This window comes from Paenibacillus agricola (assembly GCF_011440305.1).
Taxonomy (GTDB): Bacteria; Bacillota; Bacilli; order Paenibacillales; family NBRC-103111; genus Paenibacillus_S; species Paenibacillus_S agricola.
On the sequence record NZ_JAAOIW010000017.1, the window covers coordinates 60,338 to 78,385 of the forward strand.

Below are 18,048 nucleotides of genomic sequence, written 5' to 3' on the forward strand. Positions count from 1 at the left end.
AACGTTTTTTTATACGCAGATTTTTCATTTTAAGGGGATAACTTTTTCAACTTCAGCCTGTGGATAGTGTGGATAAACCTGTTGATAAGATCAAAAATGTTGATGTTTCAATAGAAATAATACGTTCTTTATGTGGACAAGGCTGTGGATAAATAAAACAGTGCGTTTACACCCATTTTCATGCTTATAAAGGTTGATGAACCATATATTTCCTGTAAATATGTGGATTTACAAGAAAAATAAAGAACCTCCACCCCTTTCAAAAATAAGGGATAAGAGGTTCTTTTGCTTATCGTTTGGGACGGACATAACAAGGCTTATCCAAGCTTATTCGGCCAACTGCTCCCATTGCTCATAGCAGCCGGATAATTGACTCTTGCTGGCTTCTATCGCTTCATTTGTTTGCTGTACACGCACGTAATCATTGAAAATCTCCGGCTTCGCCAAGTCTGCCTCCATCGCCGAGATTTCCTCCTCCAGTCGGGCAATCTCCTGCTCCAGCAGCTCGAGCTTACGCTGCCGCGCCCGATCCTCGCGCTTCGCAAGCTTCGCCGACTCATAGCCGCCGCCGCTTGTATCGGCTCCGGCCGCCGTAGCTCCTCCGCCGCCAGCAGCGGAGCCTTTACCCCCGCCGCCGCTGTTCCTGCTCTTGGCGGCTTCCAAAGCTAGCCGCTGCTGCTCGATCTCGGCCAGCTCCTGTTTCTTCTCGACGTAATCGTCGTAGTTGCCAAGAAAGGACGTAACGCCATCGCGGGTCAGCTCCAGCATCGACTCCGCCATTTTGTTCAAAAAATACCGGTCATGCGAGATAAACAGCAGCGTGCCCTCATAATCAATCAGCGCCGATTCCAGCACCTCCCTGCTGTACAGGTCGAGATGGTTGGTAGGCTCATCGAGAATAAGTACATTGGCTTTTTCCAGCATCAGCTTGGCTAAAGCAACACGGGCTTTCTCGCCGCCGCTAAGCGCCGAAATCTTTTTGAACACATCCTCGCCGCTGAACAAAAAGCTGCCGAGCACCTTACGGATGCGAGCTTCCTCCATATGGGGGTACTCATTCCAGACCTCATCCATAATCGTATTCGTCGTATTCAAGCCGGATTGCTCTTGGTCATAGTAGCCAATTCGCACATTGGCACCCCAGTCGATAGAGCCATGGGAAGGAGCCTGCTGGCCCATTAGCGCCTTGAGCAGTGTCGATTTGCCAATTCCGTTAGGTCCGATCAGGGCAGCAGTATCACCGCGGCGCAGCTGGAAGCTAACATTACTAATTAATGGCTTGCGTTCATCATAGGATACAGCTACACGCTGCACATTCAGCACTTCTTTGCCAGTCGCCTGCTCCACCTCAAAGGAGAAATGGGCGCGCTTCAGGTCGCCCAGCGGCTTATCGAGCCGGTCCATTTTGTCCAATGCTTTGCGGCGGCTTTGCGCTCTCTTGGTGGTAGAAGCTCGTACCAGGTTTTTCTGGACGAATTCCTCCATCTTGGCAATTTCACCCTGCTGCTTTTCAAATTGCTTCAGCTGAATTTCATGCTCAGCGCTTTTCGTATCCACATACCGGGAATAATTGCCGGTGTAGCGGCGCGATGTAGTCCGTTCGATTTCATAGATAGCATCAACCAATGCATCGAGGAAATAGCGGTCATGGGAGACGACCAGGATCGCTCCCGCATAAGAGCGCAGGTAGCCTTCCAGCCAGGTTAGCGTAGGGATGTCCAAATGGTTCGTAGGCTCATCAAGCAGCAGCAGGTCAGGTGCTTGCAGCAGCATTTTGGCTAAGGCGAGCCGTGTTTTTTGCCCACCGCTTAAGGTGTTGACGAGTGTCTCCGGTGCGAATCCGGCGAAACCCATCCCGTGCAGCACGCCGCGAATGCGGGCTTCCGCTTCATAGCCGCCTTGCTCCTTAAACCATTCCGAGCGTGCGGCATATTTTTTCATCGTATCCTCGGTCAGCTTCTCATTGGCCAGCACATCGGGATCGGCCATCATCGTTTCCAAATGGCGCAGCTCCAGCTCCGCCTCCGCCAAGTGCACGAATACCTGCTTCATCTCATCCCAGATTGAGCGGTCCGTAACAAGTCCGCTGTTTTGCTTTAAGTAGCCAATTTTCGTTTCTTTAGACTTAAATAGCTCACCCGAATCATAAGACATTTCACCGGAAATAATTTGCAGTAAGGTTGATTTGCCTGCACCGTTCACCCCGACCAGCCCAATTCGCTCGCGTGGCTCAATTTGTAGCGTTATATTAGAAAGCACGGTTGAAACCCCGTAGCTCTTGGAAATTCCTGATACTTGCAGCAGCATACGTCTATCCTCCCAAAATGTGAAAAAGCATCTTCAAATTAGCTTATTCTGTAATTGTATCATGTTCCCGGTTATTTTTCAGCTTGCATGCTTGGAGAGGTTCATAGGCCGTATTCCGTGCTGTAAACCTACCTTACACCGCTGAATACTGTTTTTCTTCTCATGATATGTTAGAATGATGTTAATCACGTTGCGAACCATCAAAGGGCTGCGTTAGACCCTTATATTGTGGGTCTTGCATAGCTCAAGGAGAGGCCTTGCCATGAATATTAAAGAGTGGAAAATAGAGCTAAGACGCAGAGCAGAGGCGCAAAGGAATTCGATGACGCCAACTGAACGAAGTATTAAATCCGCACGCATCAACGAATTGATGTTCCGCAGGATCAACGAGGTGCTAGAGTCACGGACGAAGCTAAGCCGTAAGCCTACTCTTTTTACCTATATGCCGATTAAATCTGAGGTGGATGTAACGCCTATCATGGAAGCCTGTTGGAGCCATGATTTCCGTGTGCTTATTCCTAAAGTACAGCCAGAGCAAAAGATGAAGCTTTTTGAAATCCGCTCCTATGCCGATTTGGAAAAAGGCAAGTACGGGATCTCGGAGCCCATATCGGATTCCCCGCAGCATGTGGATATTAGGCATATTGATATTGCCTTGGTTCCGGGGCTTGCCTTTGATGCCCATCTGGGGCGGTTAGGCTACGGTGGCGGGTATTATGACCGATTTATGCAGCAATATGTGCGCTCTGGTTATCCTAAGCCCTATATTATTGCTGGAGCATATGACACCCAGATTATCCAGGAAGTGCCGATGGGGTTATTTGATTTCCGTCTGGATGAGCTTATTACCGAAGCAAGAACGATTCGAGCCCCTAAAGCAACTAAGCTTCATTAAATGCGAGAATGAATACAAGAAATGCGAGAATGAATAAAAGAACGCGAGCGAGAGGAGATTCCCGATGACCGAGCCAACGCCGCTAACGCATTTTAACGAGCAAGGCCGCGCCCGGATGGTTGATATTTCGGACAAGCAGGAAACGAGCCGCAGTGCCGCTGCGCATACTACAGTCACGATGCAGCCGTCCACACTGGCGCTGATTAAAGAAGGCAAGATTGGCAAGGGTGATGTGCTGGCAGTGTCCCAGGTTGCTGCTATTATGGCTGCCAAAAAAACATCAGACTGGATACCGATGTGCCATCCGCTTTCTTTGACGGGTGTCGATGTCCGGTTCTCGGATAATGGACATAATGAGTTATACATAGAAGCTACAGTTAAAACGAAAGGGCTTACCGGTGTAGAAATGGAAGCACTAACGGCCGTTTCTGCCGCCGCTCTGACCGTATATGACATGTGCAAGGCTGCTGAAAAAGGCATGGTCATCGGTCCGACGCAATTAGTAAGCAAAACAGGTGGTAAAAGCGGTGATTTTCATAGAAATGACACTCATTTTTAATAAGTATACGATACAATGGAGCCATGGGGAGGAGCAAGCTTATGCGTTGGAAGGTGGCGATTTTGACCGCAAGCGACCGAGGTTTCCGAGGAGAGCGAGAAGATACGAGCGCCCAAGTCATCCGCGAGCTAATAGAAGAGGAAATTAATGGGGAAATTATTGAATATCGGGTAGTGCCGGACGAGAAGGATGAAATTATGGCGGCACTGATCGAAATGACCGACTATTTCAAGGTTGACCTTATTTTAACGACTGGAGGTACCGGCCTTGCCGTTCGGGATGTGACTCCTGAGGCGACCTTAAGCGTTATTGATCGCCAGGCTCCGGGTTTTGCCGAAGCGATGAGGATGATCTCCATGCAAAAAACGCCCAAAGCGATGTTGTCCCGGGCTGTTTCCGGATTACGGGGACAGACGCTCATTATTAACCTGCCGGGAAGCCCAAAGGGTGTATCTGAGAATTTAGCGGCCATTATGGATCAATTGCCGCATGCATTGGGCATTTTGACCGGAAGTGAAGGGGACCATGGAAATGAAACCTGAGGCGATGCTGCGCGAAGTAAAGGTAGAGGACGCAATCGGATTGGTGCTGGCCCATGATTTGACGCAGATCCTCCCTGGGCAATTCAAAGGCCGTTTGTTTACGAAGGGGCATGTGGTTCGCGAAGAGGACATTCCCGCTTTATTAAATATTGGCAAGGAGCATATTTATGTGCTTGCGCTTCAAGAGGGCTGGCTGCATGAGGACGAGGCTGCGCTTCGTATGGCAGAGGCTGTTGCAGGAGCCAATGTGGTGTTAACCTCCCCCCATGAGGGCAAAATTAATTTGAAGTCCACCATCCTTGGGCTGGCCAAGGTGGATAAAGCAGCGGTCGATGCGGTTAACGCGCTGGATCAAATCGTGTTGGCTACAATCAAGACGAATACGGTCGTACAGCCTGGGCAATCCCTGAGTGGCACACGGGTCATTCCGCTTATCGTCGAGGCGTCCAAGGTTAAGCAGGTTGAGGCATTGGCCGGTGCGGTCAAGCCTGTTATCGAAGTGAAGCCGTTTCGCCCATTACGTGTCGGCTTGATCACGACGGGCAGCGAAATATTCAAAGGCCGCATTCAAGACAAGTTTGGCCCGATTGTCCGGGAGAAGCTGGCAGCGTTAGGGTCCGAGGTGATCGAACAGCGGCTAGCCCCCGATGAAAGCGATACGATTGTTGCCGAGATCCGCTATTTTCTAGACGAGCAGCAGGCTGACCTGATCCTGGTAACAGGCGGGATGTCCGTCGATCCCGACGACCGGACGCCAGGAGCGATTAAACAAGCGGGCGCCCGTATTGTCAGCTATGGTACGCCGATGCTGCCCGGATCGATGCTGCTGATGGGCTATTTGGGCGATGTACCCATAATGGGGCTGCCTGGCTGCGTCATGCATGACCCTTATACGTCCTTTGATGTGCTGCTGCCGCGCATTTGCGCCGGCGAAACCATTGTCCGTGCAGATATTACGGAAATGGGCTACGGTGGCCTTTACAACTGTTAGTTTCTCCTGATTAACGGTTAGCAAGCCTAATCGTTTATGCTGTAAAAGAAAGGAGTTGGTTAATATGAGTATTACCCATATCCTGCTCATTGCCGTTGTTGCGTTAATTTTGTTTGGGCCTAATAAGCTGCCTGAGCTAGGGCGTGCTTTAGGTAAAACCTTGCGTGATTTTAAAAAGGGCGCAAACGACCTGATGAGTGATATCCACACATCTGAGCCAGAGAAGGAACGCAAGGACATCACGCCGCCTGCTGAGCAAGCTGTGCCTTTAGCTAGCCAAGGGCCGGATTTGGCCAAGCGACCGTCTCCACAAGAAGGCGATAAACCGAAAGACTCACGAAGATTGCCTGAGTAAACATCATCAGGAAGTCACGAGTACCTACTTCAAAGCTAGGTTGGTGAATCATGATGGACAATGAAGAAGGGATGTCCTTAGTCGAGCATTTGGGCGAGCTCCGCAAGCGGATTATCTGGGTGCTGCTTGTTTTAGTTGGCGGTATGGTGATTGGGATCATTGTGGCTCAGCCCTTGATCACTTATTTGATCAGTATACCTCCCGCTAATGCTTTCAGCTTAAAGGCATTTTCTCCATGGGATTCGATCAAGATCTACATGAATTTTGCCTTAGTTACTGGACTGATCATTACCTTGCCTTTCAGCTTGTACCAGGTTTGGTCATTTTTAAAACCGGGCTTGCGGGAAGAAGAGCAAAAAGCATCACTCATATTTATTCCTTTTGCTTTTTTATTATTTTTAATTGGTCTGGCCTTCGCTTATTTTGTTGTCTTTAAGATGGCCTTTTTCTTTACCTCGGAAATTTCTGGACGTTTGAATCTGGAAGAGATGTATGGGATCTCACAGTACTTCACGTTTATGTTTAATATCGTCCTGCCGATTTCCTTGATTTTCGAGCTGCCGATTGTGATTATGTTTTTAACCAAGCTTCGTATACTGAATCCTGCGAGGCTGCAGAAGTTACGCCGTTACGCTTATATGCTGCTTGTCATTATCGCTGCGATGATCACGCCGCCGGATTTACTGTCTGCCGTAATCGTAGCTTTACCGATGATTCTGCTATATGAGTTTAGTGTCCTGCTGTCGGGGGGCGTCTACCGCAAGCAGTTAATCAAGGATAAGGAATGGGAAGAAGAATTCGGATCCAAATAATGCCGTGTTGGTAGCTAAGCTTTAGCTGCGGATGCGGTTTTTTTTCTGTAAAGGCCCAAGTATAATCAGGGTTTCTAGGGATACAATGAGGAAGATATGAATTTTCGTTAATAAAACTTGCAAAATGCTTCGAAACTGATTATCATAATAAGTGTTGTTAGCACTAAACATATTCGAGTGCTAACAGCAACCCAAACTAGAACCATATTTCAAAGGAGGACATTTTCTCATGATCAAACCGTTAGGTGATCGCGTTATTATTGAAGCTATTGCAAAAGAGGAAACAACTAAGAGCGGAATCGTTTTGCCTGAAACTGCCAAGGAAAAACCGCAAGAAGGCAAAGTAGTAGCGGTAGGCAGCGGCACTTTGAAAGATGGAGAGCGTATTGCGCTTGAAGTTAAAGAAGGCGACCGTATCATTTTCTCCAAATATGCTGGTACAGAAGTGAAATTCGAAGAACGCGAACTTCTAATATTGCGCGAAAGTGACATTCTTGCCATTATCGAGTAGTAACAGAGGATCATATACTTAATACCCTTATCAGCTGCTAATGCGAATTTAGCCGCTTTTACTTAGCAAGAAGCTTGGGAAGTGCTTTAACAAGAATGTTAGCAAGAGGTACCAATACACTTATTTTCAGGAGGGTTTCACACAATGGCTAAGGAAATTAGATTTAGTGAAGATGCTCGCCGCGCAATGCTTCGTGGTGTTGACGCGCTTGCCAATGCAGTAAAAATCACTTTAGGCCCTAAAGGCCGTAACGTAGTACTTGAGAAAAAATTCGGCAGCCCGTTAATCACTAATGATGGTGTAACGATCGCTAAAGAAATCGAATTGGAAGATGCTTTCGAGAACATGGGAGCTCAACTGGTTAAGGAAGTAGCTACAAAAACCAATGATGTTGCCGGTGACGGTACTACTACTGCAACTGTATTGGCTCAAGCGATGATTCGCGAAGGCTTGAAAAACGTTACTGCAGGCGCTAACCCAATGGTTATCCGCAAAGGTATCGACAAAGCAGTAAGAGCAGCTGTAGAAGAATTGAAGAACATTTCCAAAGCTATCGAAGGCAAACAATCCATCGCTCAAGTGGCTGCTATCTCCGCTGCTGACGATGAAGTAGGCCAATTGATCGCTGAAGCTATGGAAAAAGTGGGCAAAGATGGCGTTATTACTGTTGAAGAGTCCAAAGGCTTTGCAACGGAGCTTGAAGTGGTTGAAGGTATGCAATTTGACCGTGGCTACATTTCCCCTTACATGATCACAGATACGGACAAAATGGAAGCTGTTTTGGAAAACCCGTACATCTTGATCACTGACAAAAAAATCTCCAACATTCAAGAAATTCTTCCAGTGCTTGAGAAGGTTGTTCAACAAGGCAAGCCACTTGTTATCATCGCTGAAGATGTTGAAGGCGAAGCATTGGCAACTCTAGTAGTTAACCGTCTTCGTGGCACATTCACTTGTGTAGCTGTTAAAGCTCCAGGCTTCGGCGATCGCCGTAAAGCTATGCTTCAGGATCTTGCAGCCTTGACTGGTGGCCAAGTGATTACAGAAGAGTTGGGTCTTGACCTGAAATCGACTACTCCGGATCAACTGGGTTCTGCTCGCCAAGTTCGTGTAACTAAAGAAAACACAATCGTAGTTGACGGTGCTGGCGACAAGAAAGACATCGGCGCTCGTATCTCCCAAATCCGTTCCCAGTTGGAAGAAACAACTTCTGATTTCGATAAAGAAAAATTGCAAGAGCGTTTGGCTAAATTGGCTGGCGGCGTAGCGGTTATCAAAGTTGGCGCAGCTACTGAAACTGAGCTTAAAGAGCGCAAGCTTCGCATTGAAGATGCTTTGAACGCAACTCGTGCTGCTGTTGAAGAAGGTATCGTATCCGGTGGTGGTACTGCCCTTGTTAACGTATATGCTGCTGTAGCTGCTGTTAAAGGCAACGATGGCGACGAGCAAACTGGTGTTAACATCGTTCTACGTGCTCTTGAAGAGCCTGTACGTACAATCGCAGCTAACGCTGGCCAAGAAGGCTCCGTTATCGTTGAGCGCTTGAAAAAAGAAGCTGTAGGCATTGGCTACAACGCAGCAACTGGCGAATGGGTAAACATGTTCGAAGCTGGTATCGTTGACCCTGCGAAAGTAACACGCTCCGCATTGCAAAATGCAGCGTCCGTAGCAGCGATCTTCCTTACAACTGAAGCAGTTATTGCTGACAAGCCTGATAAAGACAACAAGGGCGGAATGCCTGATATGGGCGGCATGGGCGGTATGGGTGGAATGGGCGGCATGATGTAGAATTGTCAGAAAAACCTTGATGTATCAACGTTTATTTGAGAAGTTGAGGTAATTTGGTCTTAATTTGTTAAATCAGAGGTTTTCCATGAGTTTTTCGAACTTGTGGGAAGCCTCTTTTTTCATGCTTTTGGTCACATGCAGGTATACGCTTTTGGTCGTATCATCATCTTTATGACCAAGCCGTTCCATGATCTCCTGTAAGCCCACTCCTGCCTCTGCCAGTAAAGAAGTGTCGTATGTCGCAATGAATGGGGAGTCAGTTTAGGGTCAAGCTCAGCAAGCTTCAGGAGCCTACGCATGCGGTTCCCGATGAACTTGATATAAAGAGGATAGCCCGGGTGTTCTTCTTTGTTGAAAAAAACAAATTTCTTATCATGGTAAGTTTTTTTATAAAGCATCTGATATTCCTTTTGCAATTTCTGATGCTTCTTTAATTCCGTGAATATGATAGGAGATAGCTCGATCTTTCTTTTCGATGTTGTTGTCTTGGGTGTAAGCAGCTGGTAATCTAAAATATTGTTGGTCGGATTGTAATATGTTTTGGTGATGCTTAAAGTATGATTGTCGAAATCAAAGTCTGTCCATTTAAGGGCACATAGTTCACCGTAGCGGATACCGCTGTAAGCCAGCACTAAAAATATGATATAGTCCCCAAATAACCCTTGATCCAAAGCAATTTTAAGAAATACAGAAAGCTGCTCTTTTTCCAGGTATTTAACAACCTCGCTTTCATTCTCCAACTGCTCCACGGTTTTTTTGGTCTTAGGTACCTTTGCGAATTGGGTAGGATTTACGCTGATCAGGTCAAATTCTACGGCATAACCAAAATAAACTGGCTTTTATGGACAGCGAAGCATACGCAAAAGAGAGAGCTTACAAAATAGCCAACCAGCTACTTTACTTCTATAACCTTGCACAAGGTACAAACCCGGACGGAAGTGCTGCAGCCGCCGGAAATGTGGAGTGGGGTAAGAATGTATTGCTGCAGCTTGATCCATTTATGACTGAATTGAATTTATTATAACAAAAAGGGTCTCCGTCACATTGACCGGGACCCTCATTACTAGATGAACTTAATAATATTTATGTAGCAAAAGATCGATAGAAGCTATGTTAAATATCGCGAATAATGTTATTACACAAACATACATTTTGTCCCAATTAGCTTGCCTGATAAATATTTGGATCCCGCATAGTATGACGAACATTATAGGCACAATTGATGTGAATAAATACCTACCCTGTAACATGAAATTTTTAAACTCTTGAAAATACATAATCTCTACAATATATAAAAATATGACGTTTCCCACGATAATAACGAGAGAGGCAGCCGCAAATGGGTACGCCTCTTTTTTTTGAGATATAAACAGGATCACGCCAACAGTGGTAATTACTAATAAAAGGGCTATCAGCTTGTACATAATGAAAGAATCAAAAAGCACATTTGTCCAACCGAAGTCAGCCCAAAACATCTTAATCCAAATATCCCTTAGGCGCGATATATTAAACGATTCCGCGAAATAAAAAACGAGTGTCCTTGTAGTGTCCCCCATGGGTTGAAGCCCTTTTCCACCTAAAATAGACTTATAATGTACATAACTGAAAATTGCCCATGGCGAGTAAATAATAAGCATGGGAATGACCAATCTAAGATAATGATTTACCGCTTTCCGTAACTGAATTTTTTCCCTTATGATAATCACTAATGTAAAGAACAGTGCAGCAGAGACAACGAAAATCGATGTCGGTTTGATCAAAAGTCCTAATCCTAATAGTACGCCCATTCCGACCATCTGTTTGGCTTCTATTTTCATATGCAGTAAACGGTATATTGTTAAAACCGCAAATAAGTTGAGCAAAGCATCATTATTAACCGATATGCTAACTAAAGAAAACATAGGGTGTAAGCCAACCATAAGTGACAAGCAGGAAGCAAACATGGGTGATGATGGTCGAATCTTTCTACCGATGAGATATGTAAAGTACACCGTTAGTAATCCGAATAGCACGGATACCAACCTAATTGCGTAAACCCTTACAAGTATAGAAAATGAATTAAATAGAGTGTATGCAAGGGATCCGATAGAATAATACAAAGGAGAGTAAGAGGCAGCTGGTGAACTGCCGGATGATTGTTTATGCTCGGGCAGAACTTTGAAGTCGGACATGATTTTATAATTGCGAATATCCATCTTGTCGCCAACCCAAGCTATTCGGTTCACATTTAGAATATTGTGAGCTGAGTTTAATTCATGCGAATACCCTAGTGATTTGCCGATTAAAGGGATTTTTTTGCTCTCTGAAAGATACTGTATATATGAAAAGTGAGCCGGTTCATCGGGTGTCTGAAACGGTGGAATAACAACCATCCAGACTAAGCTTTTGATGAATAGAATAAACAAGATGATACTGATTATTTTGTGACGATTAAAGAATGACTTCAACATACCGAATACAGGAATTCGCTCAAGATTATCCATAGTGCCTCCTATCAAATCGTTGACATGACACCAACGAAATGGTCATATGTCCATGTGCACATTGTAGCAAAAATTAGTGAATAATGGTATTGAAAGTTGAAATAACAAATAGACCCCTAGTACGTCCCAGGGGTCTTATCTCCATAAATATTTTTACAATCCTCTTTCGTTATCTGCTGCAGGTATTCATATTTACCATTCTTCCATATATAATTTAAATTCGTTTTCCCTATGATCCATATGCTTCTCATACCGTTTGGCGCATCCTCTAAGCGTTCATAATTGCCGTTCATGCCGTAGTATGCCAACGCTTTCCACCACGCCCACACCTGTTTGTGGTAAGGGTGAAAGGATAACTGCTGTGCGGTCATATCTCTGTATTGATCCGCCATTTTACAGGATACGCGGCTAACTTTCCATATAGATTCTCTCGACACTTTCCCATGGAGCAAAATAAACGCCGTCCAATTTCTTGATGTGCATACCGTATTGCCTTTTCAGCACGTTATTGGTTTCCATATTCAGTGTGCCGCGCAGTCCGTCCGGTGTTACTTCTATTATAATGAGATACACCTTGGGCTTAAATTATTTTATGATTACCTCGGCTTCGTCGCCTGGCTGGATCAAGGGAATGAATGCGGTCAAGCGTGAGGCTGATATAGTTATTAACATAGGAGGGCTCCTTTTGTGTACAACTGATTTATAAGACCAAAAACGAAATGGTCTTACATTTGGTCTTGAGCGTAATTTATCGTATTTTACAATAATGAGCAATATCGGGGTTAGTTCAGTAATATTTAGGGGTTAATTTTTCATATTTTATGGTATTTTACATAGTTATTTCATGGGCGGCATGATGTAATCGGTTTTGCCAATCCCTTGCTATACAAGGACTTAGACCTCTTATGGAGGTCTTTTTTCTTTGTGAAATAACAGAAGAACCACATTTCTTGCAAAAATGTTAGAAATTAAGGATGCTGCCAAAGTGATTTTGGACTTTTTTCGTTGCATCCTGCTTCATTTTCTTCGTGATAAATGCATAAAGGTGATGAGGTATGGATAAGTGTACGAAGTAAGCACCCTGACCGGTGCTTTTTCTTTTGCCTGTCGAAAGGGGAACCTTGCGGAACGTGCTATTACAGATTGGGGGGAAACGGCACTGATTAAGTAAACATTATTTTTTGATTGCTTGTACACACGGACTAAAGTTATACTTCTTGTTGCAACAAGAGAAATCATACAGAGAAGGATTTGGGGTATTGAAATATTATTTAAGTTATAAAGGGAAGGTTTTTGGACATGCTCTTACAAAAGAAGAAGCTGAGATGAAACTAAAACTCTTAAGCGGAACTCTTGAGGGAGTTGAGGTCATGGAATTTGATGATAAGCTAATTCCAATCAAAAAGAGTAGATTGGTAAATACCACTGGGAAAAGAAAAAGACCAAAAAAATAAGTCAGCCTATGAACGAAAGCACCCTAGCCGGTGCTTTTTCTTTTGACCTCATTTTCAGCACACTGTTTAAATATCTGATAATTAACAATATATTTGTCCAATTTTTGACTTATCCTAATCACCTTTTCATGTGAAAGCTGGCCTTGAACTGCTGCTTCTTGGATCATTTGTTGTCGCAAAGTTTCAATATTATGTAAGAGAAAAGATTCCATCTGACTTTATTCTCCGTTCGTGTGTTTTTATAATGACAAAAAGCATTATAGTACAGGAAGCCTGCAAATGTTGTAATAAGATGTCGTTAGTATTATGAACAATGTGTGAACACGGTATCTTTGGTTCTTTTCTTCTACCATTTGACAGGCAAGTGGTGCAAATGCATTGAAAAGCGAACCATGGAACCGTTTGAATAAGCGTACTTGTCCAATTGTTTAAAATCAGTGGCATCTGGATGCAAGAAAGTGAGTAGCGTATAATGGAGAAATCAAGATATCCAAATTCACCCCGAAAGGATGATTACTTTGAACAATTTACCCTTATTCAATAAAGTGGCGCTCGTAACAGGGGGAGCGAATGGAATTGGCTACAGCATTGTGAAAGCGCTAGCAAAAGCGGGGGCAAGCGTTGTTATTGTAGATTTAGCCGAGAGCGGGCAAACTGCTGCAGAAGCGCTGGCGAACGAGGGCCTGCCTGTGATTTTCACACAAGGCGATGTGAGGATCGTTGCGGATACATTACGGGTGGCGAGCCAGGTTGTTGAGCATTTCGGCGGGCTTGATATTGTGGTTAACAGCGCAGGCGTGTATCCACGCAGCTCGATGCTGGAGACCACAGAAGAGCTGTGGGACCACATCATGTCCATTAATCTCAAAGGTGTATTCCTGATGTGCCAGGCTACGGTGCCCTTATTAAAACAACGCGCGGCGGCGCGATAATTAATATGAGCTCGAGCCATGCTGCTGTGGGACTCCCGGAGCTATTCGCCTATTCAGTGTCCAAAGGTGGGTTATCCACGCTAACACGCAACTTGGCTGGCGCCTTAACAGCAGACCGTATTCGGGTCAATGGGATCAACCCAGGTTGGGTGGCGACGGAGCGGGAGCTAGAGGTGAGAGCGGCGAATGGTCAATCCCATGAATGGCTGGTCGAGAAAGGCAAGACTTTGCCTCTTGGCCGCCTGCAAACGGGTGAAGACGCGGCCGCGGTCGCAGTTTTCTTGGCAAGTGAATATGCGAGCCAGATTACGGGGCAAATCATCCAGGTGGATGGCGGCAAGGAAGTGGCAACGATGTTTGATGACCGAAGCCTGGATGACGACCGTGACAGCCATTCGGATAGCCGCAGCAAGGAATAAGCATACCGTGAACTCGTAAAGCTATAGCTATAGCTAAGTAATCCAAAGTGATCGAGCCTACTCGGCGCAAATCGCAGTGGAAGCTACCCGCGGAGATTATCCGAACTTACATATCTCCACCTATACCCAAAAAGACAAGAACCGGAATCATATTTCCTGTTTCTTGTCTTTTTTGGCATCCCTTTGTAGCGGACACAGGGTGTGGTCTGGAACCCCATACCCCTGCCCTCGCAAACGCACAAATGTATGGATATAGACAAGGACCTAGCCGCAGGCTGGTTTTTTCAATCTGGTCTTAGGCGGGTATATGCATGGTTAAACTAGTACGATACGGGTGAAAACAAGGAATGTTTTATAAGGAAAAAAGTAAGAATTCCGCGCTACATCAGCATTTATCCCGAAATCCAGAGTGGTTTGGATAGTACTATTGCCTGTGACGCACCTCACCTATATGATTTGGAGTGTAAGCGCTACAGTTAATATTTAGTTAGGAGGACATCGGATGCAGCAGCAATATGAAGTTCCATTAAAAATGAAACAAACGAGCCGATGGAAGCTATCTTTGGTTATACAAGATATCAAACGAGACCGGTGGTTGTATCTTCTATTAATACCCGGTATCCTGTATTTTCTCTTATTCAAATATGTGCCGATGTGGGGCTTGGTCATGGCCTTCCAGGATTACAAACCCCATTTGGGCTTTATAGATAGCCCTTGGGTAGGGATGAAGCATTTTGCACGATTTTTCACGGAACCACAGTTTTGGAACTTATTTCGAAATACTTTATTGTTGGCTGTCTATAATTTAGTATTCTTTTTTCCACTTCCGATCATCTTGGCCCTTATGCTTAATGAGGTTCGCAAGGAAATGTTCAAACGCTTCGTCCAAACGTTCTTGTACTTGCCACATTTCGTTTCGTGGGTGGTAGCTGTTGGTATTTTCTATGTATTGCTTACGACTGAAGGCGGAATCGTCAACGAAATCATTGCCAAGATGGGGATGGAGCGAGTTCCCTTTCTACTCAGTGAAGATTGGTTCCGAACGATGATTCTTAGCCAATCCATTTGGAAAGAGGCAGGGTGGGGAATGATTATTTTCCTCGCGGCGCTCTCAGGGGTCGATGTCCAGCAATATGAAGCAGCTCGAATGGATGGGGCTGGACGCTGGAGGCAGCTATGGCACATCACGTTACCTGCTATCCGCAGCACGATTGTTATCTTGTTTATTCTCCGGTTGGGCAGCTTCCTAGATACGGGCTTTGAACATATCTTCCTGATGCTGAATTCGATGAACCGGGAAGTCGGAGAGGTATTCGACACTTATGTTTATGTAAAAGGCTTAACCCAAGCCCAGTATAGCTACAGCGCGGCTGTTGGACTATTCAAATCACTTGTCGGCCTAGTGCTCGTACTTGGGGCGAACTGGCTGGCGAAGAAAACCGGCGAAGAAGGCGTATATTAAATAAGCAGGGAGGTAGACACCGTGCCAATGAAAGATAACACACTCGGCAATCGCATCTTTAATGCGGTCAATTATTCGCTTTTAATCTTAGTTTCATGTGTGGCGATTATTCCATTTATTTATATACTGGCGATCTCATTCGCTACACCACAGGAGGTTGCAAAAGGGGGACTGCTTTTATTCCCTTCTGAATTCACGCTGGGTGCCTACCAGTATATTTTCTCGACAGACACGATGACAAGAGGCTTGCTTGTATCGATTTATATAACGGTGCTGGGAACATTCGTGAATCTCTTGTTCACTTCACTGATGGCCTACCCGTTAGCACGTCCCAATCTGCGTGGCAGACGTTTCCTAATGCTAATGATATTGATCACGATGTTATTCAGCGGAGGGATGATCCCGACTTATTTTGTGGTCAAAGCATTTGGTATGATTAACACCTATTGGTCCTTAATTATTCCAACAGCGATTAGTGCTTTTAATTTAATTGTACTGAAAAACTTTTTCCAGCAAATACCGGATAGCTTGGAAGATTCAGCAAAAATAGACGGCTGCAACGACTTGGGCATTTTGTTCCGGATTGTTTTGCCTTTATCGATGCCGGCGATGGCAACCTTTGGATTGTTTTATGCGGTGGGCCATTGGAATACTTTCTTTAATGCGGTTATGTACATCAACGACTCCGAGAAATTTCCAGTGCAGATTATATTGAGGCAAATTGTTTTATTATCACAGGACCAGATTGGTGATTCTACTTCCCAGCAGGATCCAACCGATTATATGCCACAGACGATACGCATGGCGGCGATTGTGGTAGCTACCATTCCTATTTTGTTGATTTATCCGTTTTTGCAAAAGCATTTTGCCAAAGGCGTGATGTTAGGTTCGGTAAAAGGATAACAGTTTACAGTTGTCTTTATATAAATAAGACCAACATAAATCATGGAGGGGTAAAAATGAATAAAAAACGTTTTGTAGGACTGGTTTGCTCATTGGTTATGACGGCAGGAACAATCGCGGGATGTGCGGATAGTAATGGGACACCACAAGGTGCACAGGCGGTACCCGATAATACACCGCTTGAAATTACCATTGCGACGCCGCAAGTTGGCGAAGCCCCAAAGAAGGACAGTGACATCGAGCTAGCTATCGAGAAATATACCAGTGCGAAAGTAGATATCCAATGGATTCCGACAGCCGCTTTTGAAGATAAAAAGAACATCATGATCGCTTCCAACGAGATGCCCAAAGCTTTTAAGCTTACGTATAATGCAACGACGCTCAATGCTATTGAGGCCGGCCTGTTCTGGGAAATTGGCCCTTACTTGAAGGATTATAAAAATTTATCTGCAGCTAATCCGATGTACTATGATAACATCAAAGTAGGTGGCAAGCTGTACGGATTGCCTTTGTACCGGGATATCGGGCGAGCCGGGATCATTTACCGTAAAGACTGGTTTAATGACCTAGGTCTGAAAACCCCAGTAACATTGGATGATTGGTATAACATCATGAAAACGGTATCGGAGAAGGATCCGGATAAAAATGGCCAAGCGGATACATATGGAATGTTCTTGGATAAGTCGTATAATGACGCAGCCCTTAGTAACTCTTTCTTGACCCGTTTGTCTGTACCCTTTGGAGCACCTAATAAATGGGGTGTTGAGAACGGGAAAATTGTAGCCGAATTTATGACTAAGCCTTACCAAGATTCGATGAAGTTGCTGAAAAAAATGTATCAGGAGAAATTAATCAACCAGGACTTTTCTGTAGTTCAAACAGCCGATGCTGACAATAAGTGGAATTCAGGCAAAGCAGGGATTCGCATCAATACGGTTGCCTCAGCAGTAGCAACTTCTTTTGACAACCTGGCTAAATCGGTGCCGAATGCCGTTGTAGACATAGCACCTTATATGGGAACGTCCGGCAATCGGGTACCGGCTGAATCCGGTAATAATGGTTTCTTCGTATTCCCGAAATCCAGCGTGAAAACAGAAGCAGAGCTGAAGCGTGTACTAGGCTTCTTCGATAAGCTTCTGGATCCGGATATGTCCACATTGCTGACGAGGGGAACAGAAGGCAAGCACTTCACGAAGGCCAGTGACGGCAAAGCTGAGTTTAAAGACTTGACCCTGTTCAATCTAGAGGTAAAGCCATACCGCGATAGCCTGCCATCCTTCGAGGTTACTGGGTTAGGTTTACCACTGAAATTGAATGAACTGCAGGCTAAAGGCTGGAAGGTAGTCGAGGATAATTTGAAAGTGGTCGTTCCGAATATGGCATTGACACTTACCTCGAAGACTTATATCGATAAAGGCGGAGAGCTGGATACGATGATTCGCGATGCCCAAACGAAGTACATTATGGGTAAAACGGATGATGCCGGCTGGGAAGCGGATTTGGATCGTTGGAAAAAAGCGGGCGGCGACAAGGTTATGGAGGAATATACAGCGGAGTATGCAAAGCTGAAGAAATAAGGAAAAGATAATCCGCAAGATTATTCCTCTTATATGAACAAAACGGTGGCAGACTGGG

Annotated in this window: 19 protein-coding genes and 1 pseudogene; 14 read left to right on the forward strand and 6 right to left on the reverse strand. The window is 45.0% G+C overall.

Features of this window, described 5'->3' with window-relative positions; genetic code table 11:
• Positions 1–327: 327 nt before the first annotated feature.
• Positions 328–2,307, reverse strand: coding sequence for an ABC-F family ATP-binding cassette domain-containing protein (locus tag G9U52_RS31070; RefSeq protein WP_166154999.1), 1,980 nt, complete (start codon positions 2,305–2,307; stop codon positions 328–330).
• Positions 2,308–2,569: 262 nt separating this feature from the next.
• Here G9U52_RS31070 and G9U52_RS31075 point away from each other — a divergent pair, with 262 nt between their 5' ends.
• From G9U52_RS31075 to groL, 8 genes are all read left to right on the forward strand, one after another.
• The gene (locus tag G9U52_RS31075; protein WP_166155001.1) at positions 2,570–3,202 is read left to right on the forward strand and encodes a 5-formyltetrahydrofolate cyclo-ligase; all 633 of its coding nucleotides are present in this window, start codon (positions 2,570–2,572) and stop codon (positions 3,200–3,202) included.
• A 64-nt stretch (positions 3,203–3,266) separates the two neighbouring features.
• Positions 3,267–3,761 carry a cyclic pyranopterin monophosphate synthase MoaC gene (gene moaC / locus G9U52_RS31080; protein WP_166155003.1) on the forward strand — a complete coding sequence of 165 codons (495 nt, stop codon included), beginning with the start codon at positions 3,267–3,269 and terminating at the stop codon, positions 3,759–3,761.
• A gap of 41 nt (positions 3,762–3,802) precedes the next feature.
• Positions 3,803–4,303 (forward strand): molybdopterin adenylyltransferase, encoded by a 501-nt coding sequence (gene mog / locus G9U52_RS31085; RefSeq protein WP_166155005.1) that lies wholly within the window; start codon positions 3,803–3,805, stop codon positions 4,301–4,303.
• A complete protein-coding gene (locus G9U52_RS31090) occupies positions 4,293–5,294 on the forward strand; it encodes a molybdopterin-binding protein (RefSeq protein WP_166155007.1) in 1,002 nt (333 codons plus the stop codon). Before mog ends, G9U52_RS31090 begins: the two co-directional genes overlap by 11 nt.
• A 64-nt stretch (positions 5,295–5,358) precedes the next feature.
• The gene (locus tag G9U52_RS31095) at positions 5,359–5,649 is read left to right on the forward strand and encodes a Sec-independent protein translocase subunit TatA/TatB (protein WP_166155009.1); all 291 of its coding nucleotides are present in this window, start codon (positions 5,359–5,361) and stop codon (positions 5,647–5,649) included.
• A 50-nt stretch (positions 5,650–5,699) separates the two neighbouring features.
• Positions 5,700–6,461: a twin-arginine translocase subunit TatC gene (gene tatC / locus G9U52_RS31100; protein WP_166155011.1), complete on the forward strand. Its 762-nt coding sequence runs from the start codon at positions 5,700–5,702 to the stop codon at positions 6,459–6,461.
• A gap of 229 nt (positions 6,462–6,690) precedes the next feature.
• Positions 6,691–6,972 (forward strand): co-chaperone GroES, encoded by a 282-nt coding sequence (gene groES / locus G9U52_RS31105; protein ID WP_166155013.1) that lies wholly within the window; start codon positions 6,691–6,693, stop codon positions 6,970–6,972.
• A gap of 144 nt (positions 6,973–7,116) precedes the next feature.
• Positions 7,117–8,760 (forward strand): chaperonin GroEL, encoded by a 1,644-nt coding sequence (gene groL / locus G9U52_RS31110; RefSeq protein ID WP_166155015.1) that lies wholly within the window; start codon positions 7,117–7,119, stop codon positions 8,758–8,760.
• A gap of 131 nt (positions 8,761–8,891) precedes the next feature.
• On the opposite strand, the gene G9U52_RS31115 is transcribed toward groL, so the two are convergent.
• A complete protein-coding gene (locus G9U52_RS31115; RefSeq protein ID WP_311764947.1) occupies positions 8,892–9,509 on the reverse strand; it encodes a site-specific integrase in 618 nt (205 codons plus the stop codon).
• A 92-nt stretch (positions 9,510–9,601) separates the two neighbouring features.
• Here G9U52_RS31115 and G9U52_RS31120 point away from each other — a divergent pair, with 92 nt between their 5' ends.
• On the forward strand, positions 9,602–9,784 hold the full coding sequence (locus G9U52_RS31120; protein WP_166155017.1) for a hypothetical protein: 183 nt from the start codon (positions 9,602–9,604) through the stop codon (positions 9,782–9,784).
• A gap of 49 nt (positions 9,785–9,833) precedes the next feature.
• Here the strand turns inward: G9U52_RS31120 and G9U52_RS31125 are convergent, their stop codons facing one another.
• From G9U52_RS31125 to G9U52_RS39480, 3 genes are all read right to left on the reverse strand, one after another.
• Complete coding sequence (locus G9U52_RS31125) at positions 9,834–11,243, reverse strand: DUF2142 domain-containing protein (RefSeq protein ID WP_166155019.1); 1,410 nt, start codon at positions 11,241–11,243, stop codon at positions 9,834–9,836.
• Positions 11,244–11,359: 116 nt separating this feature from the next.
• Entirely contained in the window at positions 11,360–11,635 is a 276-nt protein-coding gene (locus G9U52_RS39475; RefSeq protein ID WP_207953324.1) for a hypothetical protein, read from the reverse strand.
• Between the two features lie 16 nt (positions 11,636–11,651).
• Positions 11,652–11,816 carry a hypothetical protein gene (locus G9U52_RS39480; protein WP_207953325.1) on the reverse strand — a complete coding sequence of 55 codons (165 nt, stop codon included), beginning with the start codon at positions 11,814–11,816 and terminating at the stop codon, positions 11,652–11,654.
• Positions 11,817–12,424: 608 nt separating this feature from the next.
• On the opposite strand from G9U52_RS39480, the gene G9U52_RS31130 reads away from it, so the two are divergent.
• The gene (locus tag G9U52_RS31130) at positions 12,425–12,697 is read left to right on the forward strand and encodes a hypothetical protein (RefSeq protein ID WP_207953326.1); all 273 of its coding nucleotides are present in this window, start codon (positions 12,425–12,427) and stop codon (positions 12,695–12,697) included.
• 23 nt (positions 12,698–12,720) lie between these two features.
• Here the strand turns inward: G9U52_RS31130 and G9U52_RS31135 are convergent, their stop codons facing one another.
• Entirely contained in the window at positions 12,721–12,909 is a 189-nt protein-coding gene (locus G9U52_RS31135) for an aspartyl-phosphate phosphatase Spo0E family protein (RefSeq protein ID WP_166155023.1), read from the reverse strand.
• A 297-nt stretch (positions 12,910–13,206) separates the two neighbouring features.
• Between G9U52_RS31135 and G9U52_RS41900 the strand changes: the two are divergent.
• The 4 genes and pseudogenes from G9U52_RS41900 to G9U52_RS31160 form a co-directional block, all read left to right on the forward strand.
• A pseudogene (locus G9U52_RS41900) lies at positions 13,207–13,907 on the forward strand (SDR family NAD(P)-dependent oxidoreductase); the annotation flags it as partial.
• Between the two features lie 673 nt (positions 13,908–14,580).
• Positions 14,581–15,510: an ABC transporter permease gene (locus tag G9U52_RS31150; RefSeq protein ID WP_243767671.1), complete on the forward strand. Its 930-nt coding sequence runs from the start codon at positions 14,581–14,583 to the stop codon at positions 15,508–15,510.
• Between the two features lie 27 nt (positions 15,511–15,537).
• Entirely contained in the window at positions 15,538–16,413 is an 876-nt protein-coding gene (locus tag G9U52_RS31155) for a carbohydrate ABC transporter permease (RefSeq protein ID WP_207953333.1), read from the forward strand.
• A 56-nt stretch (positions 16,414–16,469) separates the two neighbouring features.
• Positions 16,470–17,990, forward strand: a complete 1,521-nt coding sequence (locus G9U52_RS31160) for an extracellular solute-binding protein (RefSeq protein ID WP_166155033.1) — start codon at positions 16,470–16,472, stop codon at positions 17,988–17,990.
• Positions 17,991–18,048 lie beyond the last annotated feature (58 nt).

Excerpts from the sequence above, each read along its gene's own strand:
- groL (WP_166155015.1), top strand. The coding sequence starts at position 7,117 with ATGGCTAAGGAAATTAGATTTAGTGAAGATGCTCGCCGCGCAATGCTT.
- G9U52_RS31070 (WP_166154999.1), bottom strand. The coding sequence starts at position 2,307 with ATGCTGCTGCAAGTATCAGGAATTTCCAAGAGCTACGGGGTTTCAACC.
- G9U52_RS31125 (WP_166155019.1), bottom strand. The coding sequence starts at position 11,243 with ATGGATAATCTTGAGCGAATTCCTGTATTCGGTATGTTGAAGTCATTC.
- mog (WP_166155005.1), top strand. The coding sequence starts at position 3,803 with ATGCGTTGGAAGGTGGCGATTTTGACCGCAAGCGACCGAGGTTTCCGA.
- G9U52_RS39475 (WP_207953324.1), bottom strand. The coding sequence starts at position 11,635 with ATGGCGGATCAATACAGAGATATGACCGCACAGCAGTTATCCTTTCAC.
- G9U52_RS31075 (WP_166155001.1), top strand. The coding sequence starts at position 2,570 with ATGAATATTAAAGAGTGGAAAATAGAGCTAAGACGCAGAGCAGAGGCG.
- G9U52_RS31095 (WP_166155009.1), top strand. The coding sequence starts at position 5,359 with ATGAGTATTACCCATATCCTGCTCATTGCCGTTGTTGCGTTAATTTTG.
- G9U52_RS31090 (WP_166155007.1), top strand. The coding sequence starts at position 4,293 with ATGAAACCTGAGGCGATGCTGCGCGAAGTAAAGGTAGAGGACGCAATC.
- tatC (WP_166155011.1), top strand. The coding sequence starts at position 5,700 with ATGATGGACAATGAAGAAGGGATGTCCTTAGTCGAGCATTTGGGCGAG.
- G9U52_RS31150 (WP_243767671.1), top strand. The coding sequence starts at position 14,581 with ATGAAACAAACGAGCCGATGGAAGCTATCTTTGGTTATACAAGATATC.
- G9U52_RS31160 (WP_166155033.1), top strand. The coding sequence starts at position 16,470 with ATGAATAAAAAACGTTTTGTAGGACTGGTTTGCTCATTGGTTATGACG.
- groES (WP_166155013.1), top strand. The coding sequence starts at position 6,691 with ATGATCAAACCGTTAGGTGATCGCGTTATTATTGAAGCTATTGCAAAA.
- G9U52_RS31155 (WP_207953333.1), top strand. The coding sequence starts at position 15,538 with ATGAAAGATAACACACTCGGCAATCGCATCTTTAATGCGGTCAATTAT.
- moaC (WP_166155003.1), top strand. The coding sequence starts at position 3,267 with ATGACCGAGCCAACGCCGCTAACGCATTTTAACGAGCAAGGCCGCGCC.
- G9U52_RS31120 (WP_166155017.1), top strand. The coding sequence starts at position 9,602 with ATGGACAGCGAAGCATACGCAAAAGAGAGAGCTTACAAAATAGCCAAC.
- G9U52_RS31135 (WP_166155023.1), bottom strand. The coding sequence starts at position 12,909 with ATGGAATCTTTTCTCTTACATAATATTGAAACTTTGCGACAACAAATG.